Source organism: Anabaena sp. 54, assembly GCF_017355725.1.
Classification (GTDB): Bacteria; Cyanobacteriota; Cyanobacteriia; order Cyanobacteriales; family Nostocaceae; genus Dolichospermum; species Dolichospermum heterosporum.
In genome coordinates, this window is sequence record NZ_JAAVWA010000019.1 from 45,601 (window position 1) to 71,580 (window position 25,980).

At 39.1% G+C, this 25,980-nt stretch carries 24 protein-coding genes and 1 pseudogene; 15 read left to right on the forward strand and 10 right to left on the reverse strand.

Annotation, left to right across the window (positions count from 1 at the left end; translation table 11 throughout):
- Positions 1 to 1,095 precede the first annotated feature (1,095 nt).
- The 4 genes from HEQ36_RS16810 (at position 1,096) to HEQ36_RS16825 (ending at position 5,394) form a co-directional block, all read left to right on the forward strand.
- Positions 1,096 to 2,424 carry an adenylosuccinate synthase gene (locus tag HEQ36_RS16810; protein ID WP_027403163.1) on the forward strand — a complete coding sequence of 443 codons (1,329 nt, stop codon included), beginning with the start codon at positions 1,096 to 1,098 and terminating at the stop codon, positions 2,422 to 2,424.
- Positions 2,425 to 2,543: 119 nt separating this feature from the next.
- Positions 2,544 to 2,843, forward strand: coding sequence for a 50S ribosomal protein L25 (gene rplY, locus HEQ36_RS16815; protein WP_168635824.1), 300 nt, complete (start codon positions 2,544 to 2,546; stop codon positions 2,841 to 2,843).
- A gap of 272 nt (positions 2,844 to 3,115) precedes the next feature.
- Complete coding sequence (locus tag HEQ36_RS16820; protein ID WP_168635823.1) at positions 3,116 to 4,654, forward strand: AAA family ATPase; 1,539 nt, start codon at positions 3,116 to 3,118, stop codon at positions 4,652 to 4,654.
- Between the two features lie 227 nt (positions 4,655 to 4,881).
- The gene (locus HEQ36_RS16825) at positions 4,882 to 5,394 is read left to right on the forward strand and encodes a hypothetical protein (protein ID WP_168635822.1); all 513 of its coding nucleotides are present in this window, start codon (positions 4,882 to 4,884) and stop codon (positions 5,392 to 5,394) included.
- 493 nt (positions 5,395 to 5,887) lie between these two features.
- On the opposite strand, the gene HEQ36_RS16830 is transcribed toward HEQ36_RS16825, so the two are convergent.
- The 5 genes from HEQ36_RS16830 to HEQ36_RS16850 form a co-directional block, all read right to left on the reverse strand.
- Positions 5,888 to 6,280, reverse strand: coding sequence for a hypothetical protein (locus HEQ36_RS16830; RefSeq protein WP_096663721.1), 393 nt, complete (start codon positions 6,278 to 6,280; stop codon positions 5,888 to 5,890).
- Positions 6,281 to 6,291: 11 nt separating this feature from the next.
- Complete coding sequence (locus HEQ36_RS16835) at positions 6,292 to 6,639, reverse strand: hypothetical protein (protein WP_168635821.1); 348 nt, start codon at positions 6,637 to 6,639, stop codon at positions 6,292 to 6,294.
- A 22-nt stretch (positions 6,640 to 6,661) separates the two neighbouring features.
- Positions 6,662 to 7,030 (reverse strand): HNH endonuclease signature motif containing protein, encoded by a 369-nt coding sequence (locus HEQ36_RS16840; RefSeq protein ID WP_096663727.1) that lies wholly within the window; start codon positions 7,028 to 7,030, stop codon positions 6,662 to 6,664.
- A 274-nt stretch (positions 7,031 to 7,304) separates the two neighbouring features.
- Entirely contained in the window at positions 7,305 to 7,751 is a 447-nt protein-coding gene (locus HEQ36_RS16845; protein WP_290708103.1) for an HNH endonuclease signature motif containing protein, read from the reverse strand.
- Positions 7,721 to 7,990 (reverse strand): hypothetical protein, encoded by a 270-nt coding sequence (locus HEQ36_RS16850; protein WP_027403169.1) that lies wholly within the window; start codon positions 7,988 to 7,990, stop codon positions 7,721 to 7,723. Before HEQ36_RS16850 ends, HEQ36_RS16845 begins: the two co-directional genes overlap by 31 nt.
- A gap of 470 nt (positions 7,991 to 8,460) precedes the next feature.
- Between HEQ36_RS16850 and HEQ36_RS16855 the strand changes: the two are divergent.
- Positions 8,461 to 9,421: pseudogene (locus HEQ36_RS16855) on the forward strand (IS110 family transposase).
- Between the two features lie 230 nt (positions 9,422 to 9,651).
- On the forward strand, positions 9,652 to 10,227 hold the full coding sequence (locus HEQ36_RS16860) for a Uma2 family endonuclease (protein ID WP_027403170.1): 576 nt from the start codon (positions 9,652 to 9,654) through the stop codon (positions 10,225 to 10,227).
- A gap of 93 nt (positions 10,228 to 10,320) precedes the next feature.
- On the opposite strand, the gene recN is transcribed toward HEQ36_RS16860, so the two are convergent.
- Together recN and HEQ36_RS16870 are read right to left on the reverse strand one after the other, a co-directional pair.
- Entirely contained in the window at positions 10,321 to 12,051 is a 1,731-nt protein-coding gene (gene recN, locus HEQ36_RS16865) for a DNA repair protein RecN (RefSeq protein ID WP_168635820.1), read from the reverse strand.
- 213 nt (positions 12,052 to 12,264) lie between these two features.
- A complete protein-coding gene (locus tag HEQ36_RS16870; RefSeq protein WP_168635819.1) occupies positions 12,265 to 14,328 on the reverse strand; it encodes a WD40 repeat domain-containing protein in 2,064 nt (687 codons plus the stop codon).
- A gap of 771 nt (positions 14,329 to 15,099) precedes the next feature.
- Between HEQ36_RS16870 and HEQ36_RS16875 the strand changes: the two genes are divergently transcribed.
- From HEQ36_RS16875 to HEQ36_RS16885, 3 genes are all read left to right on the forward strand, one after another.
- Positions 15,100 to 17,115, forward strand: a complete 2,016-nt coding sequence (locus HEQ36_RS16875) for a family 10 glycosylhydrolase (RefSeq protein ID WP_168635818.1) — start codon at positions 15,100 to 15,102, stop codon at positions 17,113 to 17,115.
- Between the two features lie 668 nt (positions 17,116 to 17,783).
- Positions 17,784 to 17,984: a hypothetical protein gene (locus tag HEQ36_RS16880; RefSeq protein WP_053540795.1), complete on the forward strand. Its 201-nt coding sequence runs from the start codon at positions 17,784 to 17,786 to the stop codon at positions 17,982 to 17,984.
- 95 nt (positions 17,985 to 18,079) lie between these two features.
- On the forward strand, positions 18,080 to 18,424 hold the full coding sequence (locus HEQ36_RS16885; RefSeq protein ID WP_168635817.1) for a PIN domain-containing protein: 345 nt from the start codon (positions 18,080 to 18,082) through the stop codon (positions 18,422 to 18,424).
- 141 nt (positions 18,425 to 18,565) lie between these two features.
- On the opposite strand, the gene HEQ36_RS16890 is transcribed toward HEQ36_RS16885, so the two are convergent.
- Together HEQ36_RS16890 and HEQ36_RS16895 are read right to left on the reverse strand one after the other, a co-directional pair.
- Positions 18,566 to 18,835, reverse strand: coding sequence for a type II toxin-antitoxin system HicB family antitoxin (locus tag HEQ36_RS16890; RefSeq protein ID WP_205748497.1), 270 nt, complete (start codon positions 18,833 to 18,835; stop codon positions 18,566 to 18,568).
- A gap of 2 nt (positions 18,836 to 18,837) precedes the next feature.
- The gene (locus HEQ36_RS16895; RefSeq protein WP_027403175.1) at positions 18,838 to 19,038 is read right to left on the reverse strand and encodes a type II toxin-antitoxin system HicA family toxin; all 201 of its coding nucleotides are present in this window, start codon (positions 19,036 to 19,038) and stop codon (positions 18,838 to 18,840) included.
- Positions 19,039 to 19,143: 105 nt separating this feature from the next.
- On the opposite strand from HEQ36_RS16895, the gene HEQ36_RS16900 reads away from it, so the two are divergent.
- The 6 genes from HEQ36_RS16900 (at position 19,144) to HEQ36_RS16925 (ending at position 25,439) form a co-directional block, all read left to right on the forward strand.
- Entirely contained in the window at positions 19,144 to 19,311 is a 168-nt protein-coding gene (locus HEQ36_RS16900) for a hypothetical protein (protein WP_152608971.1), read from the forward strand.
- A 168-nt stretch (positions 19,312 to 19,479) separates the two neighbouring features.
- Positions 19,480 to 20,196 (forward strand): 2Fe-2S iron-sulfur cluster-binding protein, encoded by a 717-nt coding sequence (locus tag HEQ36_RS16905; protein ID WP_168635816.1) that lies wholly within the window; start codon positions 19,480 to 19,482, stop codon positions 20,194 to 20,196.
- Positions 20,196 to 21,191, forward strand: a complete 996-nt coding sequence (locus HEQ36_RS16910; RefSeq protein WP_168635815.1) for a xanthine dehydrogenase family protein subunit M — start codon at positions 20,196 to 20,198, stop codon at positions 21,189 to 21,191. The genes HEQ36_RS16905 and HEQ36_RS16910 overlap by 1 nt, the downstream gene beginning before the upstream one ends.
- The gene (locus HEQ36_RS16915; protein WP_168635814.1) at positions 21,188 to 23,317 is read left to right on the forward strand and encodes a xanthine dehydrogenase family protein molybdopterin-binding subunit; all 2,130 of its coding nucleotides are present in this window, start codon (positions 21,188 to 21,190) and stop codon (positions 23,315 to 23,317) included. Before HEQ36_RS16910 ends, HEQ36_RS16915 begins: the two co-directional genes overlap by 4 nt.
- A gap of 344 nt (positions 23,318 to 23,661) precedes the next feature.
- The gene (locus HEQ36_RS16920; protein ID WP_053540789.1) at positions 23,662 to 24,813 is read left to right on the forward strand and encodes an XdhC family protein; all 1,152 of its coding nucleotides are present in this window, start codon (positions 23,662 to 23,664) and stop codon (positions 24,811 to 24,813) included.
- Positions 24,810 to 25,439, forward strand: coding sequence for an NTP transferase domain-containing protein (locus HEQ36_RS16925; protein ID WP_168635813.1), 630 nt, complete (start codon positions 24,810 to 24,812; stop codon positions 25,437 to 25,439). Before HEQ36_RS16920 ends, HEQ36_RS16925 begins: the two co-directional genes overlap by 4 nt.
- Here the strand turns inward: HEQ36_RS16925 and HEQ36_RS16930 are convergent.
- Positions 25,410 to 25,901: a GNAT family N-acetyltransferase gene (locus tag HEQ36_RS16930; protein ID WP_053540787.1), complete on the reverse strand. Its 492-nt coding sequence runs from the start codon at positions 25,899 to 25,901 to the stop codon at positions 25,410 to 25,412. The genes HEQ36_RS16925 and HEQ36_RS16930 overlap by 30 nt on opposite strands.
- Positions 25,902 to 25,980 lie beyond the last annotated feature (79 nt).

Below are 25,980 nucleotides of genomic sequence, written 5' to 3' on the forward strand. Positions count from 1 at the left end.
ATCCTGAGCCAAGCCCAGAAAAATATTTGACTGGGAAGGTGCAGAGACTCGACGGGAGCTACCCTAACGTAAAGCCGAGGGTAAAGGGAGAGTCCAATTCTCAAAACTTATGATTGCTTTAGCACCTAAGTAGTAGTGAAAACTACAAGAGAATGAAAATCCGTTGACCGTAAAAGGTCGTGGGGGTTCGAGCCCCCCCACTCCCATCTAAAAACCAACTAAAGATGTGCTAAAACCTTTAGCCCGCCTGGGAATGAATTCCCAGTCTAATAGCAAAAGTCATCTGAAGATGACTAAGAGAACTCCGCAAAAAAAATGATCCAATTTTGTGGGATGGGCATCCTTGCCCGTCCTTGATGATTAGCGGGCAATTCGTCCCGCACCACAAGAAATTTTGGGATATTTTTTTGATTGGAAGTCTCTAATAAACCTGTGCTGCATGAGTTGTCATTGCGAGTGAAAGGAAGCAATCTCTTGACAACCGATAAACCACCTAACGCAAAAATCTCTCAAACCCTTATTCCTCTGTGTCCTCTGCGCCTCCGTGGTTCGTTAATCAGGATAATTATTTCTTGGAAGTCCCTCACTAAATTATTGGGTCTGACGCACCCTACAAGAGATAAAATCCACATTACATATTTAGAAAACTTTGTCAATGCGTAAGCACTAGGATCATCTTTTTTGTGGATTTCTCTAAATAACCCGGAAATTTTTCATCTCATTCCCAGTCTCTGACTGGGAATGAATTCTAAAAGGCTCTGCCTTCAATAATATTAGAGGCAGAGCCTCATCAACTGCATTCCTAGTCAGAGACTAGGAACGAGATGTGGTAGGGATTTGAGCTTAAGTTGACACCAATGCACCTTCATCAACTCAGTTGGTAATGTTGTACTGGACATTCACGATATCTCAGATGTCAGGGAGTGTCGCGGTTAAAAGTATTCAGTATGTCACAGTTCGAGAGAAACCGAAAAACATCTTTTGTTGTCTCCTTTTTGTGCTTACTCATTGAATTTATGACAAATTTCTTGACAAAAGATATGAAATCTGCTAATAATTGTAATTTGTGGAAACTTTACCCTTTAATATAATCTCTTGGCTAACGTCATTGTCATAGGTGCCCAGTGGGGCGATGAAGGAAAAGGTAAAATAACTGACTTACTCAGCCGCTCCGCAGACGTGGTGGTACGTTATCAAGGGGGAGTTAACGCTGGGCATACAATCGTAGTCCAAGGTCAGACGTTTAAGCTGCACTTAATCCCCTCTGGTATTTTGTATCCAAAAACCGAATGTATCATTGGCTGTGGCACAGTCATAGATCCACAGGTTTTGATCAAAGAACTCGAACAACTAGAACAATTAAATATTTCTACGGCTAATCTGTTGATATCTCAGACGGCTCATGTCACCATGCCCTATCATCGCATGATTGACAAGGCATCCGAGGAAGTCCGGGGAAATCATAAAATCGGGACAACAGGTAGAGGCATTGGTCCCACCTACGCGGATAAATCGGAACGTACAGGCATCAGGATGTTAGACCTCATGGACACCGATGGACTGCCTGAGCAGTTAGAACGGACGATAAACTATAAAAATACCATTTTAGAAAAGCTGTATAATCTACCACCCTTGAATCCACAAGCAGTGATTGAGGAGTATTTAGGTTATGCAGAACGCTTGCGTCCTTTTGTCGTTGATACATCATTGAAAATCTACGATGCAGTTTTACGGCGACGAAATATTTTGTTTGAAGGCGCACAAGGGACATTGCTTGATCTGGATCATGGAACTTATCCCTACGTCACATCCTCCAACCCAGTCGCTGGTGGGGCTTGCGTTGGTAGTGGATTAGGTCCGACAATGATAGATCGGGTAATTGGTGTATCCAAAGCCTATACTACAAGAGTGGGAGAAGGTCCATTCCCCACAGAACTAAATGGCGAAATTGGGGACTTGCTAGGCGATCGCGGTGCAGAATTTGGCACAACTACAGGGCGTAAACGTCGCTGTGGTTGGTTTGATGCGGTTATCGGGCGTTATGCAGTGCGTATTAACGGCATGGATTGCATGGCACTCACTAAACTGGATGTTCTCGATGAACTAGAGGAAATCAATGTTTGTGTGGCTTATGAAATTGATGGTGAACGCTGCGAAGACTTCCCCACCAGCGCTCGTCAGTTCGCTCGTTGTCGTCCCATCTACAAAACTGTACCGGGGTGGCAAGTTTCAACAAGTCACTGTCGTACCCTGGAAGAGTTACCACAAAAAGCACTGGACTATCTGAAATTCTTAGCAGAATTAATGAAAGTGCCGATCGCAATTGTTTCCTTGGGAGCAAGTCGTGATCAAACTATCATTGTCGAAGACCCGATTCACGGTCCCAAACGCGCACTGTTACAACCCAACGGTACACCTGTTTAGTCATTGGTCATTGGTCATTGGTCATTGGTCATTGGTCATTGGTCATTGGTTAGTAGCAAAATAACTGACAACAGACAACAGACAACGAATAACTAACAATTAACAAATTAACAAATTATATGGCGATCGCACTCGAATCTAAACCCCGTCCCGAAGGTAGCAAACCCAGAGCTTTGCGCCGTTCAGGCTTAATTCCCGCCAACTTGTATGGTCACAAAGGGATTGAATCAATTGCTCTAGTTCTTGACGCTAAAGTTGTAGAACGCCTGCTCAAGCAAGTTACCCCCAACAAAACCGAAATAGAACTCAGCATTCCTGAATTAGAGTGGACTGGTACAACCGTAATCCGCGAACTTCAGATCCACCCAGCCAAAGGCACACCTTATCACCTAAGTTTTTTTGCTGGCGTTAAAGGCTAAAATTCAGGTAATACAGCAGGAGTCAGGAAGTAGGGGCGCAGGGCCTGCGCCCAGTCAAGAGTCAGGAGTAAAACTGGCTTTGTGTATAGGTTTCAATTTAGATTGTGTACGCAATCTGCTGTAATAAAGAAGAGAACCAGGGTTAGCCCTGGTTTTTTTGTGGAAAAATTATTTATAGTAGGGAACGGGGAACAGGGAACAGTCCAGAAATTTTCCCATTACCAATCACCAATTACCAATCACCAATTACCAATCACCAATTACCAATAAAAATGACAGAAACCAATCTCCCGAATTTAATCTCACAAATGTTACAACCAGGATTTTATCCCCATCCCGTAACAGAACCAATTCAACTAATTCAAACTCATATTTCCTATGTCCTCCTCACCGGGGATTATGCTTACAAACTCAAAAAACCAGCCAACTTTGGTTTTTTAGACTTTTCCACCTTAGAAAAACGGCATTATTTTTGTCAAGAAGAACTGCGACTAAATCAAAGAGGTGCAGGTGAATTATATTTAGAAGTTCTTACCATCACCGTAGTAGGTGAACAATACCATTTAGGTGGCACAGGAGAAGCCGTAGAATATGCAGTAAAGATGCGTCAATTTCCCCAAGAAACCCTATTTAGTGAACTTTTTGCCAGTGGAAATTTGTCAGAAAGTCACTTAGAAGAATTGGGACGAGTTGTAGCTGAATATCATGCAAACACCGAGACCAACGATTATATTCGCAGTTTTGGAGAAGTCTCCCAAGTCCGATTAGCAATTGATGAGAATTATCAACAAGCTGAAAAATATATTGGTGGACCCCAAACAAAAGAACAATTTGAGGAAACAAAACAATATACAGACAACTTCTTTCTCCAACATCCAGAACTATTTAAAAGCAGAATTGACAATAACTATATTCGTGAATGTCACGGCGATTTGCACCTCAGAAATATTGCTCTTTGGCATGACAAAATTATGCTATTTGATTGTATAGAATTCAACGAGCCTTTCCGCTTTGTGGATGTCATGTATGACGTAGCATTTACAGTCATGGATATTGAAGCCAGAGGACGGAAAGACTTAGGAAATGCCTTTTTAAATACCTACGTAGAGCAAACTGGAGACTGGGAAGGTTTACAGGTATTACCTTTATACTTAAGCCGTCAAGCCTATGTACGAGCTAAAGTAAATTCCTTTTTATTAGATGATCCTAATATCCCGGTTGCGGTCAAAGAAGAATCTGCAAAAACCGCATCTGCATATTACCGTCAAGCCTGGGAATATACCAAACCCCAACAGGGAAGACTGATTTTAATGTCAGGATTATCTGGTGCTGGTAAAAGTACCACAGCTAAATATTTGGCGCGGAAACTCAACGCAGTTCATCTCCGTTCTGATGCTGTGCGTAAGCATTTAGCAGGAATTCCCCTCCTAGAAAAAGGTGGTGATGAAATCTACACGCCAGAAATGACCCAAAAAACCTATAGCCGATTATTAGCATTAGGAATTATACTGGCTAATCAAGGTTGGTCTGTGATTTTAGATGCCAAATATGATCGCCAGGATTTACGGGAGACAGTTATTTCCCAAGCTACACAGCATCAATTACCTGTACATATTATCAACTGTACCGCACCCCTAGAAGTTATCAAAGAACGACTTCTGAACCGTACTGGTGATATTGCTGACGCAACCGCTGATTTATTAGCATCGCAAATCAAGCAATCTGAACCATTTACAAATCTAGAACAACCTTATATAACAGTTGTGGATACAACTCAACCGCTAGACACGCAATTATCAAAACTGATTTAATTTTTGTCTAGTTAACTTAGGGTTTAGCATTGCGCTTCTCTCGTTCCCATACTCTGTATGGGAATGAACTCTAAAGGCTCTGCCTTCAATAATAGTAAAGGCAAGATGTCTATGATAGGATTCTCATTCAAATAGTAGAGGCAGAGCCTCTGTGATAGCATTCCCAGTCAGAGACTGGGAACGAGATAACCGAGATATAATTATTCTTTCTCCTGATTTCTAGCATTATGGCACCAAAAAATAATCTACTAGGCAATATTTTCTCTTCTTCTCCTAACTTTCTTTCTCAATTGTTATTTGGATTATTTTTATTTATTATCTCCAGAATTGCTAATGCTTCAGTTCCTCTCAGTCTATTTATAGCCATTATGGGTGGTGTCACCTTGGGGTGGTTCACATTTGCCAATGATAATAATCCTGAACCTGCTACTGTCGCCTCTAATGATGGCATTGATGCTGGATTAAAATATTGGTTGTTTTTTATGATGGGCTGCCTTTTCCTCGGTTATTCAGCCCCTATGAGTATTATATTCGGTGCGATCGCTGGAGTTGGTGGTGGTTGGATTATTGGTTGGTGGAGAAGTGAGGAGGCGTTACAAACACAATTATCAGAGGAGATTGTGGAAGAAATAAATCCAGAACAGCCGAGTGAAAGAAGTGCAAAAAGACGCAAAAGAAAACCTACTCGGCGCTTCCGTCGGGACTCTGCAACTTTCAATTTTCGCTTTTGGGAAAAGTAATTAACAATTGATAATTAGGATTATAAAATTAAATTGTCTGATAGCGTAGCGTGGCGCAAGCCATATCAGGATATCCAGGATTAAAGGATTTGCAGGATGTTTGTTTGAGTTGTATTTTTAGGGTTTGAGGATTCAATACTTTTCGGTTAGACTCAAAAAACTGCAATATGATCTAAATTAGTGCTTTTTGCTGCTTAATAGGGAATAATAGAATAAATACTCCTTGTCAGATAAAGGTGAGTTTTGACAAATGGACTGGACAACAATACTCAAAGCACAGCAGACTGATTTTATTCAAAGACTGAAATCTGGCGACTTACTCCATTGTGAGAAGTTTGTAGGTTAGGTTGGTTTTATCAAGCCAACATTTTCGGGGCGGTTTGTTGGGTTTCGCCTCGTTCAACCCAACCCACGACTATCATTAACTAAATAGATAGATCATCAGTTAAATTTGGTTAAGGGTAATCATGTATGAAACTGAATGATCATCTATCTACTTTTTCAGAGCCTTGTTAGCTTTGGTGATTAACTTGTCAGTTTTCAGAGATAACAATTCTTCCTTTTTCTCTAACTCATCAATTCTTTCGCTCAATACTTCCAGTCTCTTTGCCGGAGGTAAATTTTTCAGAAAATCTACCTTAATAACGTTTGAGTCTCCATTAATCCAGTCTAGAACTTTCTGTAGTTTTTGACGAGACTCTGGTTTAGTTTTAGGATTTGATAATTTAGCTTCAACGGAGTCTCTGACATCAGCAACAGAATATTCTTTAAATCCACTGATTGTTTGCATCACTTCTAAACCTCTAAAAATCTGTTGAACTAAATAGTCAGAAAGTTCAAAAGATTTTAGATGTAGTTTTGTTAACATCGGTAATTCATTGATCATAGCCTTTATCCTCAACTAGCCCAAGGCATTTGTTTAAGAAGTTCTTCTATCCTTTCTGCTTGTGCTGTAATTGTAGCTTTTAAAGTAGGAACCATTTGATTTTGGAAGAAGTTTTGAGTGTTTATAAGCTGTTCAGTTAGCTGTTTAATAATTTCTTGATCATTCTTACTTACTTTTTTAAGAGAGCCTATTTGATAATTTCGTTTTTTGAGTTCTGGTCCGGCAAAACGCAGACAACAAGCTAAAATATCCTCTTTTGTATGAACATCACCATACTCATCTAATGCTCTCTTTACATCTGCTTGAGTCCATTTGATTTCTTGGGCTACTTCCTTGATAAGTTGTTCCTTACTAGCCATAAATAATTACTCCTGACATATGTTAAAATTCAACTATTTTAGTTCCGATAGTAAGATTACAACTGGGATGAAGTAATTTGAAATTTTCAGGTTTATTTGCAGCATTGCCAAATTCCTTCAAAGGAAGTACATGATGTACAACTGTATCTGCAAATCTAAGTAATTCACCACAGTAAGCGCATTTACATTCTTGATAATCAAATTGCTTCTTCTTCCAAGATTGACCCTCGGAAGATTTAAGCCAGTTGTTAAATTCACGGCGGGGGTCTATAGTAGCTTTAGCCTTAGCTAAAACTTCTGCTGTCTGCTTACGGAGTTTTTCCTCTTTTTGTAGCAGGATAAACATCTCACTATATAGCTGATTTAGCTTATTGGCTGAGTTGTTGCTCATTTATACTTTATAAGTAGCAAACGACATATATAAAATTTAACAGTTTAAGCATTATAGGATAATAGTATTTTTACTTAATTTAATGCATTCTCTAGAACTAAAGCAGAGAGTATACTTACTGATTCTAATTTTGATGAAAGGACTTACTTTTAAACAGTAATGAAAGGATTACTCTAAATCAGTCTCCACAGCAAGCACTTTTAACTGTTCTATCAACCTTTCCTTCTGTCGTCTTTCCTGTTCTGTCGGAGTCAACATCCAAGGAAATTGATTTTTATTCTTCACGTGGATCTGATAGTGGTGGATGCCAACCCGCTTCTACCCAAAAACGCCGAGCAACTTGAATAGAAGGCTCATCACGTCGTTTATCATTGAAGTCAAAGCGATCGCTAGTAGCTCTTCCTGTAGGCGTTGTACCTACAATTTTTATACCATCTTTTGTCCAGATAAAATGCTCTGACCATTCTTGCTGACGAGGGTTAAATAAAGCAACTTTCTCTTGAGTTTTAGGATCAGTAGCTACTATAAAATTATAATGACGCTCATTACAGCGATGACAAGCCAAAGCTAAATTATCCAGTTCGTCTGAACCCCCCAAAGACTGCGGCATAATATGATCAATAGTAAAACGATCAGGACTCAGATATTCTGGAGAGTGACAATATTCACAGAGAAATTTAGCTCGTTTTCTTATAAGTCGTCGAGTTGGTTCGGACACCATTTACTTTTAGCCGCTAGTTGAGCATTAATTAAGGTAAATATTCGCTGTAACTCCGAGATACCTACATATTCCGCTTCCTCTTCAGAAGTCAGTTTATCAGATTTTTTCTTTGCTAATAGTTCTTCAAAACGTATCTGTAGTTCTTCGGTAAATTTAAATAGATAAATATTACCAAATTCACTCATCTTCATACCAGAAGATATTAAAGACGAAGGTTGAACCATTAATTGAGTAGCCATTGTATGTTCACAGTGTCTTTATTTGTATTATCTCATAAAAAATCCTGAAAATCCTGAAATCCTGGATATCCTGATTCAGACAAAAATCCTGTAAATCCTTAAATCCTGGACATCCTGATTCAGACAAATAATTCTATAATAGCAATACCTTGTCCATTTCCTGCTTTGTTGGGTTAAGCGACAGCGCAACCCAACGCATTTGTTGGGTTTCATGCTTCAACCCAACCTTGTATCTTAGAGGTATGTTAGAAGAAGTGGTAGACCGTCCCAACCTGGGTCAGAAAAGACCGCTTTGTAGCAAGGATCACCACAACAATCTCCATGACAGAACTCGAACAGTCGCCTGGGGTAAAAACTATGAACAAAGACATAGATAATATAGCCCGTATCGTGCAAGGATGAGTGAAATCAAGGGGATGAATAAAAACAAAACAAATTAAAAAGAAGTAATTGAAATTGGAGAGTTAAAAATGGATTATATCTCCCAATGGGTAGGCATTGACGTAAGTAAAGCAACACTTGATGTTTATATCCGTCCAATGGGTAAAGCATTTCAATTTGCTAATACTGAAACAGAAATAGCTAATCTAGTTAAGCAACTTCAATCTAACGATTTAAACCTAATCGTACTGGAAGCAACAGGAGGACTAGAAACAGAATTAATCATTCAATTGCAAGCGGCTCTTTTACCAGTAGCATTAATCAATCCTCGTCAGGGAAGAGACTTTGCTAAAGCTACAGGTAAGTTAGCCAAAACCGATGCCATTGATGCACAGATTTTGGCGCATTTCGGTGAAGCAATGAAACCGGAGGTGTTAGCATTTTGATTGTGAAATGTCACGTCAATTAGGCGAATTAATTAGTCGCCGAAGACAATTAGTAGAAATGTCTACAGCGGAAAAGAATCGCCGTGACCGCGCTCGTGGTAAAGCTTTGACAGATATTGAATCCCATATTGATTATCTTGAGCAACATCTTCAACAACTCAATCAAGAAATTGAGACGTTGACCCAAAATAATCAACAATGGATTGATAAAGTCAATCTACTCAAAACTACTCCTGGCATTGGTCAAGTAATTTCTACCACTTTAGTTTCTGACTTACCAGAATTAGGTCAATTAACTGCCAAACAAATCTCTCGCTTAGTTGGTGTTGCACCAATTAATCATGATAGTGGTCAGCACAAAGGTAAGCGCATGATTAATGGTGGTCGCGCCCATGTTCGTGCCATTCTTTATATGGGTGCTGTTGTTGCCATGCGTCATAATCCTGTTATCAAAACTTTTTATGAGCGCTTGGTTGAACGTGGTAAACCCAAAAAATTGGCCATTACTGCTTGCGTTCATAAAATGTTAGTTATTTTAAATGCGATGATTCGAGATCATCTTCCTTGGTCTATTTCTCAAGACTCACAACCAATTTCTGCATAAAGTTCTACTGTCGTTTTTATACCTCCAATCTAGTTTGGTAATTTATGGCAATCTATAATTTACCTGTTTTGTTCTGTTCTGTTTTTCTCCTCTATTTTCTGACTTTTTTCCTAGACTTTAAATTTTTCCTTAACGATCGCTTGACAATCAAGACAGTCGCTACAAATCAAGGCTTTTTCTAATTTGGACAAGGTATTGTAATAGAAAATAAATATTCACCTTAATTAACTATGCAAACCACAGAATCACCCTTACAATTGCGGCTGTGGACTGTTGATGAATACCACAGAATGGCTGAAGCAGGAATATTTGAACCAAGTGAACGGGTAGAATTATTAGAGGGGAAAATAATCTGGATGGTTGCTAAAGGAACAGCCCACCGTTCAGCAGTGGGTAGAACATATAAGTTGTTGGAAAACAGAATTGGTCATAAAGCTTGCATAGCTATTCAAGACCCTGTAAAATTAAATGAACGATCTGAACCAGAACCAGATATTGCTGTGGTGAAAATAGATCCCCTAGACTATGCAGATCATCATCCTACCCCAGCAGAAGTTTATTTAATTATCGAAGTTGCAGATAGTAGTTTAAAACTAGATACAGAAATCAAAGCTAAAGCTTATTCTCAAGCAGGAATTAAGGATTATTGGGTGTTAGATGTAGTGAAACGCGAATTAATTGTATTTAGAAATCCCACAACAGAAGGTTATCAAAATCAAGCAATTATCACAGAACAGCAAAAAATATCTCCTTTAGATTTTCCCGATTTAGAAATTGTAGTTTTTCAAATGCTACCACTTGTCTGATAGATAATAGAATAATTGAGAGGATGACTTTATTAAATCCTGGACATCCTGATAGCGAAGCGTGGCGTTAGCCACTTCTGACAATTTCACCATCTATTTTCTCTTTTCTCGATGATTAGCAGCTTGTAATAATAAAGATTCAGCAAAAGAAATTGCTTCATTTGCTGATTTACCACCGGCTAACTGTGCTAATTCTTCCCGTCGGGTAGTTAAATTATCCAAACTTGTTACTCTCACAACAGTCCGCTGTTCATCATTACTATTTCTGGCTTTATTAATTACTAATTTATCAACGCGAAAATGACGATCTGCCATTGCTGCAACTAGAGGCTGATGAGTTACACATAATACTTGATGTCCTTGACTAAGTTGGTGCAATTTTTCCGCTATGGCTTGGGCAACTCTACCAGAAACCCCCACATCAATTTCATCAAATATCATTGTTCCTACTTCATTTCCTTGATTAAAACAAGCTTTTAAAGCTAGTAAAAAACGGCTCATTTCTCCACCAGAAGCAATTTCTGTTAATGGTTGGATAGGTTCACCGGGGTTAGGACTAAACATAAAAGTAATTTTATCTGCACCCGTAGCTGCGGGGGTAATGGGGACGATTTCTACTTGAAATTTCACCTTATCCATTGCTAACGGCTTGAGTTGGGCTAATAACCGAGATTCTAAATTAGCCGCAGTTTGCTGACGTAATTGGCTTAATTGGTGGCTAACTTGCTGGAGTGCTTGTAAAGATAATTGTTCTTGTTGTTCTAAAGTTTCGATAGATTGTTCGCTATTATTTAATTCAGCTAATTCAGTTTGAATACGTTCATAATAAGCGATCGCTTCCGTTAAAGTAGGTCCATATTTGCGACAAATTTGTTTTAATTCCCGTATCCGTTCATCCACCTCTTCCAACCGTTGCGGATCTGCTTCTAACCCTTCTCCATAAATACTAATTTGTCTCCCCACTTCCATTACCGCTGCCACTGCATCTCGCACCAATTCCAAGAGAGATTGTAATTGAGGATCATACTCCACCATGTGAGTTAATGTCATCTCTCCATCGGCTAATAAATCAGCAGCAGTGCGAGTTTCCTGATCATCTTGATACAAAGCCTGATAAACTTTGTAACTCATTTGTTGTAAATCCACAACATGATTCAGGCGGTCCCGTTCTTGATTTAATTGTTCCATTTCCTGGGCATCATCAAGATTAGCCGCACCCAATTCTTGCACTTGATAGGTGAGTAAATCCAATTGTTGCAGCCGTTCCCGTTCTGATGTCCGGCGTTTTTCCAGTGCTTGTCGGGCTTGTTGATATAGAATAAAAGCAGCGGCAACATTTTGGCGTTTTTGCAATAAAGCATCACCACCATATAAATCTAACCAATCTCGAACTTGGGCAGATTGTCCCACCTGTACCGTTTGTCCTTGTGCTGTAATTTCTACTAAACTGTCTCGTAATCCTGCCATTAAGGGGCGATTTACCAGCACTCCATTTACTCTTGATCTACTGCGGATATTACTAGTAGTGGTGGCAATTTCCCGACTAATAATCACAGCATGATCATCGGTTAAATCAATTTCTTGTTCACTCAACCAAGCTGCTAGGGGCGGAGTAACGCTAAAAGTCGCCTCCACGATAGCGCGATTTGTGCCAGTTCTAATCACCCGACTAGAGACTTTACCACCCAAAACGGCATCAATGGCATCTAATATGATTGATTTTCCTGCGCCGGTTTCCCCTGTTAATACATTTAAACCTACACCAAAATCTAATTCCAGATGATCAATTAAGGCAAAATTTTCAATTCTTAAATATAGCAGCATTTAAATAATCCTTACTATTGCAGATTTCCCCGGTTTTATTGATTATGGCGTTGGTGAATGAATGTATGAATTAGTCTCACGCAAAGGCGCAAAGGCGCAAAGGTGAAGATTTTTAATTTTCCTTTTTTCTACTTCAATATGGCTATTAGCAACGCTCAAAACCTAGAGGTGTAAGGGTTTAGCTCAGGCTTTACCCTACCTGTAGAATCAAATTTATGCTATGGGAAACAGAGTAATGGTTGTATCTCCACTTCCAGCAGCTAATATTTTACCATCTGGACTGAAAGCAATTGAGTAAATTACAGAATCAGTACATTTGACACTAGAAATTTCTTCTCCACTAGCGACTGACCATAATTTCACTGTTTTATCTTTACTAGCGCTCGCAAAATTTTGTCCATTGGGACTATATGCAACGGAACAAATATGATCAGAATGTCCTGATAAGGTTTTAATTTCTTGACTAGTTTCTAGATTCCAAAGTTTAATAGTTTTGTCTTGACTACCACTAATTAAAGTTTTTCCGTCGGGACTAAATGCTAGAGAAGTAATCCCTCCAAACCAATCAGAATGTCCTGTTAATGTTTTCACTTTATTTTCAGCTAATTGTAAAATCTTGATAGTTTTATCATTACCACCTGCACTACTAGCTAATAGTTTACCGTCGGGACTAAAAGTTACAGATAAAACATCATCGGTATGACTTTTGAAAGAGTAAATTTCTTTTCCTGTTTCTAATGACCACATTTTAACTGTTTTGTCCTTACTCCCACTTGCTAAAATTTTTCCCAAGGGACTAAATGAGACAGCATTAACTCTTTCTTCATGTCCTGTAAAAGTGAAAACTTCTATTCCTAGATTTACATCCCATAATTTAATTATTGTATCATCACTGCCACTTACTAAAAATTTACCATCTGGACTAAAAGCTAGAGAATTAATCCCTCTAGACCAAGAATATTCCCCATGTCCTTCAAAGGTGCGATGTTGCTGAGTTGCTAAATCCCACAATTTAATTATTGTATCATCACTACCACTTGCTAAAAATCTCCCATCTGGACTAAAAGCGACAGAGAGAACTTTATTTTTATGTCCTTTAAGAGTACCAATAAATACTAATTTTTCGGTATTGTCATTTGATGAAGATGTGGTAGGAATTACTTCTAGTGTTTCTTGATAATTATCTGATTCTTTTATACTTGATTCATTTGCTAACTGTGACGGGTTAAACCAAGTATTTAATTCCGTTAATACATCTAATATTTTCAACGATTTGTTAATAGAATTGCTAATAGGATTTAAGTTATTAATTGTGGGAATTCCTTCTCTTTCTTGACTTGCTGTTTCCGGTATTGAATTTGTTTGCGAATTTGATTTATTTTCAACCTGTAACGGTTGTACCAAAGCTGTGAATAAACTATCTAATTCTGTTAATCCATCTGTCAACCGTTGGTTAATAGAATCAAGGATGTCATTATTTTTGGAAATTTCACTTTTTTGAGTTTCTTTAATCTCACCTATTGATTGGTTTTGTTCTAAAATTGTCTGATGCAATTTCTGGGTTGAATTATCAATTTCTGCAAATCGAGAATTAACAACTTCGATTTGTTGATGAATCTGAGTAAATTCCTGACTTTGATTTTCTTGACTGTCACGTAATTCTGCTAATTGCTGTTGATTGCTTTCATTGCCATTTTTGATAGAAGTTTCAATTTCTGCAAATCGAGAATTAAAGACTTGTAGCTGTTGATTAATTTGTGATAATTCAGTTTTCAATTCTGCAATATTTCTCAAATATTCATCTTTATCAACAGTAGAATTTAAACTTTCTAGAGAAATATCTAATTGCTGTAACCGATTATTGACAATTTGCATTGATATTTGAACTTCCTGGTCAATAACTTGACTAATTTCCTGTTTGTAAACTTCAAGTTTTCCCAAACGTTCATTAATAGCACTTTCAATAGTTTGGTCAATAATTTGGCTGAGTTGTTGTCTCCAATCTTCGATTTGTTCTAAACGTTGATTAGAGGTATTCATGGTTTTTTCAACTTGGTAAAATTCTTCAGGGATATTTTGCAAACTTGTTTGTAATTGCTCAATTTGTGATTGGGAATAATTAAACTTAGGACGATTAACTAAATTTAAAGCTACACTTAAACTCAGGGGAATAACCGCATAAACCACCTGTTGCGTCGCTGTCGCTACTATTGTTCCTAATACTGATAACCCCAAACATACATACTCGCTAACTTCTAGCAACTGACGATTATTCATAAGAATACCCGGTAAGTGGGAAACGAGCGTGGCTTGGCTCCCTGAGAGGGAAACGACACGAGCGGTTTTAACCGCTGTGGATATTAAAATTGAAACCAGATTTTTGATTGGAATCTGGAAACCAACTCCCATTTCTGGGGTAATGTTAGCCTCGACCTGTTATAAGAGCTTGTTAAGCTTGCAACACTGTTCCAGTGACCTTAGAACTGTTTAATCACAAGCGACAGAGCAGGGAACTGGCTTCGCATTCCAGGGTGTCGTGACTCAAATAACGGCTACCATGAGAGTAAACTCAGGGTGGTCTGGTCAGTACGGCTTGCTTGATTACTCTTGCAAGCCCAGTCCCTTTAAGGCTGGGTTACTGACGTTAACTGGTATTACTTGTCAAGTCGTGATTACTATATCACAAAACATAGTCAATAAAATTCAGAAAATAAAACTTTATACTCTTTGCGCCTCTGCGTCTCTGCGTGCAAAAAATTCTTTCCTTCCGCAACGCTAATTTTTAGATATGAAAACTTCCAGATTCTATATCTTGACAATAGCATAAAATTTCCAGATGTCAATACCCTAGTAAAATCGTTAGCTTATTGATTTCATTCTCAATAATCTTGAGAATTAACCGAGCATATTCTCAACAAACATAGAAATGTGATTTTTTTGCAGAAGAGAGATTTAAAAAACTTATATGTCTGACTGCATTGCTAGAAAATTAGCAGCTATGACTTAAAAATTGCTAGATTAACAGAAGATGTAACTATCTCCTTAAATATGGTATCTACTCCCATAACATTCTCCGATATTCAAAATCATTGGTCCCGACCATTTATAGAAGCTTTAGCAGCACGGCGAATTATCAGCGGTTATCCTGATGGAACTTGTCGCCCCAATAACACTGTAACTCGCGCTGAATTTGCTGCCATTATCGCTTCAGTTTTTTCCCAACCAGTTAAACGTGCATATATCCCTTTTGGAGATGTTCCCCAGACCCATTGGGCAATAAACGCGATTAAGAAAGTTTATGAAACTGGATTTTTGACGGGTTATCCGAACAAGCTGTTTGGGGTAGATGAAAGTATTGCTAAGGGTGATGCTTTAGTCGCAATGGTCAATGGTTTGGGAATTGCTGGTCAAGTTGACCTGGATTTAGTGAGTAAACTGGCAGAAATTTATCAAGATGGATCTTTAATTCCTTACTATGGAATTAATCAAATAGGTTTGGCGACCCGTGCTAGTTGGGTGGTGAATTATCCCAACGTCAAAATACTAAATTATAAAACAGCCGCTACTCGTGCAGATGTGGCAGTGATGGTTTATCAGGCTTTAGTGTATTTGGGAAAAGCGGAAAAAATTCCTTCTGATTATATTGTTGTTCCCCCAACCATACCTAAACCGACAACCTCCAATACTGTTAAAGTAAATCATCGGCGAGAATTTCGAGGTGCTTGGGTTGCGACTGTGTGGAATAGTGATTGGCCTTCTAAGCCAGGACTGTCTGTGGAACAGCAAAAAGCGGAATTGGTGGCGATTATTAAACAGTTACAAGCTTTGAATTTCAACGCTTTAGTTTTGCAAGTCAGACCGGAAGGTGATGCTGTATATGCTTCTGAGTTAGAACCTTGGAGTGCTTGGATAACGGGAACGCAGGGAAAAGCACCATCACCATTTTATGATCCTTTGGAATTTGCGATCGCCCAATGTCATCAACGCAATATTGAATTACACGCCTGGTTTAACCCTTACCGCGCTAGAGCTAACAGTCAAGTTCCTAACGTTCGTCCCCACATTGCCGTGACAAATCCCGAAGTTGTTTATCAATGGGGTAGTCAACTATGGATGGACCCCGGTGCAAAAATCGTTCAAGACAGAGCATACAACGTCATTATTGATGTTGTCCGCCGTTATGATTTAGATGCGATTCATTTAGATGATTATTTTTACCCCTACCCCATATCTGGTAAACCTTTTCCCGATGATAAAACCTACGGAGCTTATAAAGCCAGTGGCGGTAAACTGAGTTTAGAAGATTGGCGACGGGAAAACGTCAATCAAATGGTATTGCGACTTTCCCAAGGAATCAAAGCCACCAAACCTCATGTGAAATTTGGAATTAGTCCTTTTGGTATTTATCGTTCTGGAGAACCTGCGGGAATTGTCGGGTTAGATGCCTATAATGTTCTCTATGCAGATTCTAAAAAATGGTTACAACAAGGCTGGATAGATTATATTGCTCCTCAACTTTACTGGCGGACTGACCAAACCAAACAAGGTTATCAAACTTTGCTGAAATGGTGGACAGAAATTAATACCAAACAGCGTCATGTCTATGCAGGTAACAATCTCGGACAACTAGATGGTAAGGAATGGAAAAACAGCGAAATTGCCAAGCAGATTCAGATTTCTCGGAATTTAGCAGGTAGTTTATCTTTGGGTAATATCTTTTTCAGCATGACTGGCATTCAAGAAAATCGTCAAGGCATTGCTGACCAATTTAGAACCGATTATCCCACACCTGCCTTAGTTCCCACTATGTCATGGCAAAGTTCCATCACGCCACCACCTCCCAAAAACCTCAAGTTTATGGATGGAAAATTAAATTGGGAAGCAGGAGATAATCAACCTGTGCGTTCTTGGACTCTATATTCGCAAAATAGCAATAATTGGATAATTCAACGCATTTTATCCGCTGGTACTACCTTTGCGACAGTTCCACCGGGAACTTATGCAGTCTGTGCTGTGGATAGATTAGGGAATGAAAGTGCAGGTGTGATGATTACTGTAACTTGACTCCTAACCCTAACGAAAAGACTTTTATGTCAATCAAATTTATTTTGACAGGTAAATGAGCGATCGCTCACAAAAATCTCAATTAGATTGTTGGTAGTGGTAACATTATCGTGGTCTCAAAAGGAACTTAACCCTTTGAATACCTCATAACTTATACTCAACACGGCTTAATTACTTGATTTTATGGGTAGGGGTAAAGCAAGAGCTTCATAGGTGTCAATTTAAGCTCAAATCCCTACCACATCTCGTTCCTAGTCTCTGACTAGGAATGCAGTTGATGAGGCTCTGCCTCTAATATCATTGAAGGCAGAGCCTTCTAGAATTCATTCCCAGTCAGAGCAGGGGAATGAGACGAGTTGAGTTCTTTGCGGGATAGATGTTTTACGTTAAGTTGACACCAATGAAGCTCTTGCTTTACCCCTACAAATCTCCGGTTTTCTTGACACTCTGCGGTCTGAAGACACGCAGATTCTCTAAGATTTAACTTAAAAGGGATAGTCAAATATCCCCCTAGACGCTCAAAACAACTACTAGCACGAGAAGTATTGCAATTGCGCTTACTTAGGATTCAATTAATGCTTTCCGAGTTCATCACAAGTCACGGATGCTAAAATTAAATTATTCTGTGATGAGTTAGGGATTAAACCGCCGTTTTAAGGGAGGATTTTATGCAAGTTAAAATTGAGTTACCTGATGAGTTGGGTAAACAACTTTTGGAAATGCCTGATATGCAGCTATTAGTACAGAAAGCTGTGGAAAAAATCTTGTTAGAGGAGCAAAGAAAACGAGCCACCCATGATTTATTAGTTAAACAGAGAGAATTGTTACCAGAAACTAGCAATGATGAAATTTTGCCAATTACGCGATAGCGAAGCGCTGCTGCAAGCAGTTCGCTAGTTGGTATATTGAAAGGTTCTCATGTTGATGTAGCGGACTATAAAAAACATTTAGAGGAGAAGTATCTTTGAAAATTGTACTTGATACAAACATTGTTCTTGATGTTTTACTAGAGCGTGAACCTTTTGCCAGTTTATCTATTAATTTATTTAATGCCGTTGAGCAGCAAGTCATTCAGGGTTATCTTTGTGCGCTTTGTGCGACAACGATAACTACGATTGATTATTTGTTAGCTAAATCAATAGGAAAGCAGTCAGCCAAGGTTTCTATTAATCAATTGCTTAATTTATTTGCGATCGCAGAAGTTAATGATGTTATATTGAAAGCAGCGATAAATTCAGATTTTTCTGATTTTGAGGATGCTGTTTTATATCATTCAGGAGTTTGTGCGGGTGTGGAAGCCAACAGATGATTAAAAAACTCAAATAGGATTGCTATATTAAAATAGTCTCTCATACTTAAAAAATATCAACCATGACCACCCAAACCGAAGCCCAACTAGAAGCAGACTTAATTACCCAACTGCAAAGCATGAAATATGCCAGAGTCAAGATTAAAAACCTATAGGAATACTTACTTGCAGAATAATACTTGCAGGACTATCAAGTTCATAGATAGAGGATGATTCAGGAATAGGATCACCATATTCTCGCATTACTTTTAAATGCCCAATAATAGCTTCTTTCATATTTTTTTCAATTTCTGCAATTGATTCACCAGTAGTTACACATCCTAATAAATCAGGGACATAAGCCGAAAAATTGTTATCAGCTTTTTCGACTATCACAATATAATTTATAGTTTTCGGAGTTAGAGCGATCATAATTAATTATCTCCATTTAGACCAGCTTGTTTAAAAATGCTATTAAGCGTACCTAACTTAAGATCATCAGACAATTTTCCTGGAACAGTTACAGTCCCTTGCTTATTTGGATGCCGAAAATGTCTATGACTACCCGTAGTTCGTATATGTACCCATCCATCATTTTCTAGTAATTTAATTACTTCTTTTACTTTTTTAGTCATAAATTAAGAATATTTACATCAATTATAAGAAAATGATGCTTTACTTCCATATAAATATCATAACTCTTTATATTAAAATAGTCTTGTGTGTAAAAAATATCAACCATGACCACCCAAACCGAAGCCCAACTAGAATTAATTCATCGAGATGAGATTAATGTGGCGTATATTCTCGATTTGTTGAGAACCATGAAAAAAACTATTGAGCGCGTTTCCGAAAAAATCCAGTTATTTATTGATACATTTATCGAAGGTATGGGTGGAACTGTTTAGATTTTGAGATTCTCTACCTTTTAGAGGATGTTTGTGGAAGTGACAGTATTAATTCATTCCATAAACTTGAAGTAAAATTTCCCCCTTGAGTGCGATCTCTTTTGACTCTGCGCTCCTACATCATGACTCCTGCTATATCATCAGTAATATTGTTATCAATTCCCAATTATGGAACAATCTAACCAGAAACCAGGGAAAACATCCCGACGTGGGTTTCTCGGACAAGCATTCACCGCAGCCGGGGCGGCTATTACTGTTCCTGCATTGCTGACTCAAGAAAGTGCAGCCAAAGAAACTACTCTAGGAGGCAACGGCGAGATGAATATAACACTCAATGTTAATGGTGAGCAACGCCCCCTCATTATTGAGCCGCGTGTGACCCTCCTGGATGCCCTGCGGGAACGTTTAGGATTAGTTGGTAGTAAAAAAGGCTGTGATCATGGACAGTGCGGCGCGTGTACTGTGCTGATTGATGGTGAACGAGTATATTCTTGTCTTTCTTTGGCAGTCATGCAGGAAGGCAAAAAAATTGTCACCATTGAAGGACTAGCCAGCGGGGATACTCTCCACCCCATGCAAATAGCCTTTATTGACAACGATGGCTTTCAGTGTGGTTACTGTACACCAGGGCAAATTTGCGCCTCTGTGGCACTACTGGAGGAAGTTAAACGCGGTTGTGCTAGTGCAGTCACCTCCGATTTACAAGCTCCTCCCCAATTAGCTCAACTCTCGACAGCGGAAATTAAAGAACGATTAAGTGGGAATCTTTGTCGGTGCAGTGCTTATAACGGAATTGTCGCCGCAGTTCAACAAGCAATTGGCCAAAAACCTCCTTCGCCAATGGCAAATATCATTACCAGTGAATGCCAGGGAGTATCAGTATAATGAATAACTTCATTTATATTCGCGCTACCACGGTAAAAGATGCCGTCAACCGAGCCGTTGCTGACCAAAATGCTATGTTTATTGGTGGCGGTACAAATTTAGTTGATCGTCTCAAAGCCTTTGTGGACGAGCCATCACAACTAATTGACATCTCCCGCCTACAAATGCAGAAGATCGAAAAAATGGCTAATGGTAGTCTGCGGTTGGGGGCGTTGGTGACAAATACGGCTGTAGCTGATCATACTGATATTCGCCGTGATTACCCGATGTTAACTAGGGCAATTCTGTCTGGTGCATCTCAACAAATTCGCAATATGGCCACAGTCGGTGGTAATCTCTTACAAAAAACTCGTTGCCCTTATTATTACGATACTGCTTTTGCTTGTAATAAACGTGAGCCAGGAACTGGATGCCCAGCAGCAACGGGGATAAATCGAATGCACGCAATACTCGCTGCAAGTGATCAATGTGTCGCAGTTCATCCTTCTGATATGTGTGTGGCATTGGCGGCTTTAGATGCGGTGGTAGAAGTCGAAGGACCTCAAGGTAAAAGACAAATTCCCTTTGGAGATTTCCATCGCTTGCCAGGAAATACACCAGAAAAAGATAGTAATTTACAGCCAGGAGAATTAATTATTTCTGTGATTTTACCACCTTTAGCTTTTGCGAAATCAGGAGTTTATTTAAAACTGCGCGATCGCACTTCCTATTCTTTTGCTTTAATATCTGTAGCGGCTGCTTTAGAAATTGCTGGGGAAAAAATCAAAGATGCTCGTTTAGCAATGGGTGGCGTTGCCCATAAACCTTGGCAAGCAGTAGAAGCAGAAAAGTTTTTAATTGGTAAAACGGCAGATATTTCCACATTTACCCAAGCGGCAAATATCGCTTTACAGGGAGCAAAACCTTTAGCTCATAACGGTTATAAAATTGAACTAACAAAACGGGCAATTCGTCGCGCTCTCACGGTTTCGGCTCAAGGAGGAGGTATAGCATGAATAAAATAACTACAACCAATATTAACCGTAAAGATGGACAGGCAAAAGTAACAGGTACAGCCACCTATGCCGCCGAACATCAAATACCAAATTTAGTTCATGGTTATTTAATAACTGCTAGTATTGCCAGTGGAAAAATAAAAAGTGTCAACACCCAAACAGCAGCAAAATATCCCGGTGTAATTGCCATTTTCACCCATAAAAATGCCCCCAAAATTTCTAAGCCCAGTAATAATTTCATTAACTCCAAAATTTACGAAGCGCGACTACCTTTAGCAGATGACACAATTCATTATGCCGGGCAAATTATCGGTTTAGTAGTAGCAGAAACCTTTGAACAAGCAAAGGCAGCAGCACATTTAGTTAAAGTTGAATATACTAGCCAAAAACCAATTTTAGATCCCCAAAAAGTTACCTTAAAAAATGCTCCCTCCATGTTTGGGGAAGACTTGAAATTTGCCAAGGGTAGTTTTGCTACTGGTAATTCAACGGATGCAATGGCAGGTGCAGCAGCGAAAATTACCGCTACCTACAAAACAGCGACGGAACTCCACGCACCCATGGAACCTCATGCCATTATCGCCCAGTGGCAAAATTCCAACTCCCTGACAGTCTATGAACCGACTCAGTGGGTAGGGGGTAGCCAACGCACATATTCAGAATTATTTGGACTTGCTCCAGAACAGGTAAGAATTATTACGCCATTTTTAGGCGGAGGATTTGGTTCTAAAGCCTTTCCCTGGCCACACGCTATTCTCTGTGCAGCAGCAGCGCGAAAACTTCAGCGTCCGGTGAAAGTGGTTCTCAGTCGGCGACAAATGACAGCAAATGCGGGACACCGTTCGCAAACTGAGCAAACTATTAGTTTAGCTGCTAAAACTGATGGTAGTTTGCAGGGAATTGAACATACAGCAAAATCTTATACTTCCCCTGTAGATGTTTTTGCTGAACCCTGTACAGGTATTACCCCGGCAATGTATGCTACTCCGAATTTGCGAACTTTGCAACAAATAGGAGTCATGAATATTGGTACACCTACCTTTATGCGAGCGCCTGGGGAAAATCCCGGTTTGTATGCTTTAGAGTCCGCAATGGATGAATTAGCCTGGGAATTGGGCATAGACCCCGTAGAATTACGGTTAAAGAACGAAACAAAAGAACATCAAAGCCGGGGTTTACCTTTCTCTGCAAAACATTTTGCCGAATGCTTGCAGGTGGGTGCAAAACAATTTGGTTGGGAAAATCGAACTCAAAAACCCCGTTCCCTAACCCGCGACGGTAAACTCATCGGTTGGGGTATGGCTGCTTCCACTTTTCCCGGTTTAAGAAGTTCAGCTTCGGTAAAAGTCAGGTTATTAGCAGATGGTACTGTTCATGTTCTCACCAGTGGTAATGATATGGGTACGGGTGCTTATACCATTGTTGCCAGTACGGCGGCCAATGCTTTAGGGCTACCAGTGGAAAAGGTGCGGGTGGAATTGGGTGATTCTTTATTCCCTAACGGTGGTATGGCTGGTGGTTCGCAAATGACGGCAAGTCTTATACCAGCAGTGATGACGGCCTGTGAGGAGGTGCTGAAAACTGCCCAAGCGAAAACTGCCCAAGAGGCGTTTACAAGTCTGCGTCAGTCCCAACGGGCTGCTTTTGAAGCGACGGGTTCTTCTGCACCAGGTGAGGAAGGTAAAAAATGGGCTTTCCAGTCCTGGGGCGCACATTTTTGCGAAATCAGCCTAGATGAAGAAATCGGCCGCTTACAGGTGACGCGGTGGGTGTCTGTGATGAATATTGGCAAGGTGATGAATGCTAAAACTGCCGCTTCTCAAGTGCGGGGGGCTGTAATTATGGGGATTGGTCACGCTTTAATGGAGGATTGCCAGTTTGATCCGAATATCGGTTATCCGGTGGTTTATGATTTGGCTACCTATCATTACCCAACTCATGCAGATATTCCCCGCATTGAAGTTTCTTTTGTGGGTGAACCTGATCTGAATTTTAATTCTGCTGGGGTGCGTGGTGTGGGTGAAATTGGCATTACGGGTGTTTCACCAGCGATCGCTAATGCTGTTTATCATGCTACGGGTAAACGGATTCGTGAGTTACCAATTACGCCGGATAAGTTGATTTAGCTGTGTGTTTTGCCTCTGTGTGGGAATCAATTTCTTTTTTTCTCACGCAGAGGCGCAGAGTCGCAGAGAGAGCTTTAGGATTTTTGGCGTTGCTGATTAAGGGTATGAATTTTAGTCTCACGCAAAGGCGCAAAGACGCAAAGGTAAGATTTTTAAAGGTTCAATTTGGAAATTTCATACCTCGATTCAGCAACGCCGGATTTTTGTTTGATTTGTGGTTTTGAGGATGAGGTGATTACGAAGGTCAACTAGGCTTTTACAAGCCCTCACTTACCCGAAGGGAAGTGATGGGTGGTTGACGTAATTTATTAAACCAGTTTCCCAAATGAGGATACTGCAAAAATATGAAAGAGATAAATTCTATTATTACAGCATTTTTAGACAGTCAAGACAATAGTGAACCAGTTTTTCTCGCAACTGTTGTCAATGTTCAAGGTTCTAGCTATCGTCAACCGGGAGCGCGAATGTTGATCACGTCAACAGGTAAAATGGTGGGAACTATCAGTGGTGGTTGTCTGGAAAATGATGTATTTCAACATACTCGCTTAATCACAGATGGTCAGCCAAAACTGGTTACTTATGACACCAATGCTGATGAAGATATTATTTGGGGATTTGGTTTGGGTTGTAATGGTGTGGTAGATGTTTTGATTGAGTGTCTTTATCAAGATGATTCACTTAATCCATTAACTTTTATTCATCAATGTTTTAACAATCAAAAACCAGGAATTATTGCCACTATTTTTAGTGTTGAGGGTAATATTAATGTCCAGTTAGGAGCGCGATTAATTCTCAATTCTGACGGGAATATAAATACTAACATTGCTGAATCTAGTTTAACTCAATCCTTAATTAAAGATGTTAAATCGGCATTAAAAAATCAATATTCAAGTTTTCATAAATATCAACTTTTATCAGGTGAAGTTAATGTTTTTATTGAATTCATTCAGCCTCCCCCACACCTAATTATTTTTGGTGCAGGTCGTGATGCTGTACCAGTTGCAGAGTTTGCTAAAGCTTTAGGTTGGCAAGTTACTATTATTGATTGTCGTGCTATTGAAGCAACCAAAGAACGTTTTATGATGGCTAATAACGTGATTCTAACTCATCGGGAAATTGTTCATCAACATATATCTATCAAAGAAAATACTATTGCTGTGGTCATGAATCATAATTATTTTGATGATTTAGAAATTTTGAAATTGCTAATACCATCTAATTTGAAATATTTAGGTTGTTTAGGATCAAAACAGCGAACTGCAAGATTATTAAATGATTTACTAACTGAAGGAATAGAACAAACACCAGAACTATTACAAAAGTTATATACTCCTGTGGGTTTAGATATTGGTGCAGATACACCAGAAACAATAGCATTATCTATAATTACAGAAATTCAAGCTATACTTAAAAGTCGTAATGGTGGTTTTTTAAAAGATCGCAATGAACCAATTTACTCTCGAAATCAGATGCAAGAAATTAAAATTGAACAATGACTAAATCAAATATTGCTATAATTATTTTAGCCGCAGGGGCATCAACTCGCATGGGTAGACCGAAACAACTCTTACCCTATCAAGGAAGTAGCTTACTAAGGCATACAATTGAAAATGCAGTTGCTTCGGTGTGCAAACCTATAGTAGTAGTATTGGGAGCAAATGCAGAAAATATCCGTTCTCAAATTAGCGAATCTGATATTAAAATAGTTGAAAATCCAGATTGGCATTTAGGAATGAGTTCTTCAATTCGTCGAGGAATTTCATCAATTATCACTGATTATAAAAATATAAATGCAGTAGTTATTACTGTTTGTGACCAGCCATTTCTTTCGGCTGACATTATCAATAATTTAGTCTCAAAATACTATAATACAAAGAAACCTATTATTGCTTGTGAATATGCAAATACATTAGGTGTACCCGTTTTATTTAATCAGAGTTTTTTTTCAGAATTAGCAAATTTAAGTGAAGATATAGGCGCGAAGAAATTAATTAGAAACCACTATAATGAAGTTTTTAGTATTCCCTTTCCTTTGGGGGCAATTGATATTGATACACCTAATGATTATCAACAAATTGAGCATAATTCATGCCTACATCACCCGCAAACCCAAAATCATTAAATCCCGTTCCACTCCGTCTAAATCAGCAATTTTCGGTAAATTTCCCCAAGCTTGAAAGCCAAACCAAGCAAATAACTTTAAACTGGGTTGATTGTGCGCGAAAATAAAACTCACTAAAGTCTTTAAACCTAAGTTAGGACTTTCCTGAATGGCTTTTTCTAAAAGTTGTTTTCCTAAACCACGTCCTTGAAAATCTGGGGAAATATAAATACTAATTTCCGCTGTGGCATAGTAAGCTGGTCTACCGTAGAATGATTGAAAACTCAACCATCCAGCAATTACACCCTCCGTTTCCATTACCCACAGGGGGAACTTTGAGGGGACTCGTCCTTGAAACCAAGCCAAACGACTTTCCACAGACACAGGTACTAAATCAGCAGTAGCCATGCGGCTAGGAACAGCAGCGTTGTAAATGGCGACAATGGCGGGTAAATCAGATTCTAGGGCATGGCGGATCATCATTGCGGCTATTTGGGCAAAATTCTTGATAAAATCTTTCCAAATAATACAGCGTTAAGAGGCCATTTATTCGATAATTTTA

What these genes read in the sequence shown, in the direction of transcription:
- HEQ36_RS16845 (WP_290708103.1), bottom strand. Translation starts at nt 7,751, where the DNA reads ATGGTGTCCGAACCAACTCGACGACTTATAAGAAAACGAGCTAAATTT.
- HEQ36_RS16890 (WP_205748497.1), bottom strand. Translation starts at nt 18,835, where the DNA reads ATGATCGCTCTAACTCCGAAAACTATAAATTATATTGTGATAGTCGAA.
- HEQ36_RS16930 (WP_053540787.1), bottom strand. Translation starts at nt 25,901, where the DNA reads ATGATGATCCGCCATGCCCTAGAATCTGATTTACCCGCCATTGTCGCC.
- HEQ36_RS16910 (WP_168635815.1), top strand. Translation starts at nt 20,196, where the DNA reads ATGAATAACTTCATTTATATTCGCGCTACCACGGTAAAAGATGCCGTC.
- HEQ36_RS16860 (WP_027403170.1), top strand. Translation starts at nt 9,652, where the DNA reads ATGCAAACCACAGAATCACCCTTACAATTGCGGCTGTGGACTGTTGAT.
- HEQ36_RS16925 (WP_168635813.1), top strand. Translation starts at nt 24,810, where the DNA reads ATGACTAAATCAAATATTGCTATAATTATTTTAGCCGCAGGGGCATCA.
- HEQ36_RS16900 (WP_152608971.1), top strand. Translation starts at nt 19,144, where the DNA reads ATGACCACCCAAACCGAAGCCCAACTAGAATTAATTCATCGAGATGAG.
- HEQ36_RS16905 (WP_168635816.1), top strand. Translation starts at nt 19,480, where the DNA reads ATGGAACAATCTAACCAGAAACCAGGGAAAACATCCCGACGTGGGTTT.
- HEQ36_RS16835 (WP_168635821.1), bottom strand. Translation starts at nt 6,639, where the DNA reads ATGGCTAGTAAGGAACAACTTATCAAGGAAGTAGCCCAAGAAATCAAA.
- rplY (WP_168635824.1), top strand. Translation starts at nt 2,544, where the DNA reads ATGGCGATCGCACTCGAATCTAAACCCCGTCCCGAAGGTAGCAAACCC.
- HEQ36_RS16820 (WP_168635823.1), top strand. Translation starts at nt 3,116, where the DNA reads ATGACAGAAACCAATCTCCCGAATTTAATCTCACAAATGTTACAACCA.
- HEQ36_RS16920 (WP_053540789.1), top strand. Translation starts at nt 23,662, where the DNA reads ATGAAAGAGATAAATTCTATTATTACAGCATTTTTAGACAGTCAAGAC.
- HEQ36_RS16825 (WP_168635822.1), top strand. Translation starts at nt 4,882, where the DNA reads ATGGCACCAAAAAATAATCTACTAGGCAATATTTTCTCTTCTTCTCCT.
- HEQ36_RS16870 (WP_168635819.1), bottom strand. Translation starts at nt 14,328, where the DNA reads ATGAATAATCGTCAGTTGCTAGAAGTTAGCGAGTATGTATGTTTGGGG.
- HEQ36_RS16915 (WP_168635814.1), top strand. Translation starts at nt 21,188, where the DNA reads ATGAATAAAATAACTACAACCAATATTAACCGTAAAGATGGACAGGCA.
- HEQ36_RS16850 (WP_027403169.1), bottom strand. Translation starts at nt 7,990, where the DNA reads ATGGCTACTCAATTAATGGTTCAACCTTCGTCTTTAATATCTTCTGGT.
- HEQ36_RS16895 (WP_027403175.1), bottom strand. Translation starts at nt 19,038, where the DNA reads ATGACTAAAAAAGTAAAAGAAGTAATTAAATTACTAGAAAATGATGGA.
- HEQ36_RS16880 (WP_053540795.1), top strand. Translation starts at nt 17,784, where the DNA reads ATGCAAGTTAAAATTGAGTTACCTGATGAGTTGGGTAAACAACTTTTG.
- recN (WP_168635820.1), bottom strand. Translation starts at nt 12,051, where the DNA reads ATGCTGCTATATTTAAGAATTGAAAATTTTGCCTTAATTGATCATCTG.
- HEQ36_RS16840 (WP_096663727.1), bottom strand. Translation starts at nt 7,030, where the DNA reads ATGAGCAACAACTCAGCCAATAAGCTAAATCAGCTATATAGTGAGATG.
- HEQ36_RS16830 (WP_096663721.1), bottom strand. Translation starts at nt 6,280, where the DNA reads ATGATCAATGAATTACCGATGTTAACAAAACTACATCTAAAATCTTTT.
- HEQ36_RS16875 (WP_168635818.1), top strand. Translation starts at nt 15,100, where the DNA reads ATGGTATCTACTCCCATAACATTCTCCGATATTCAAAATCATTGGTCC.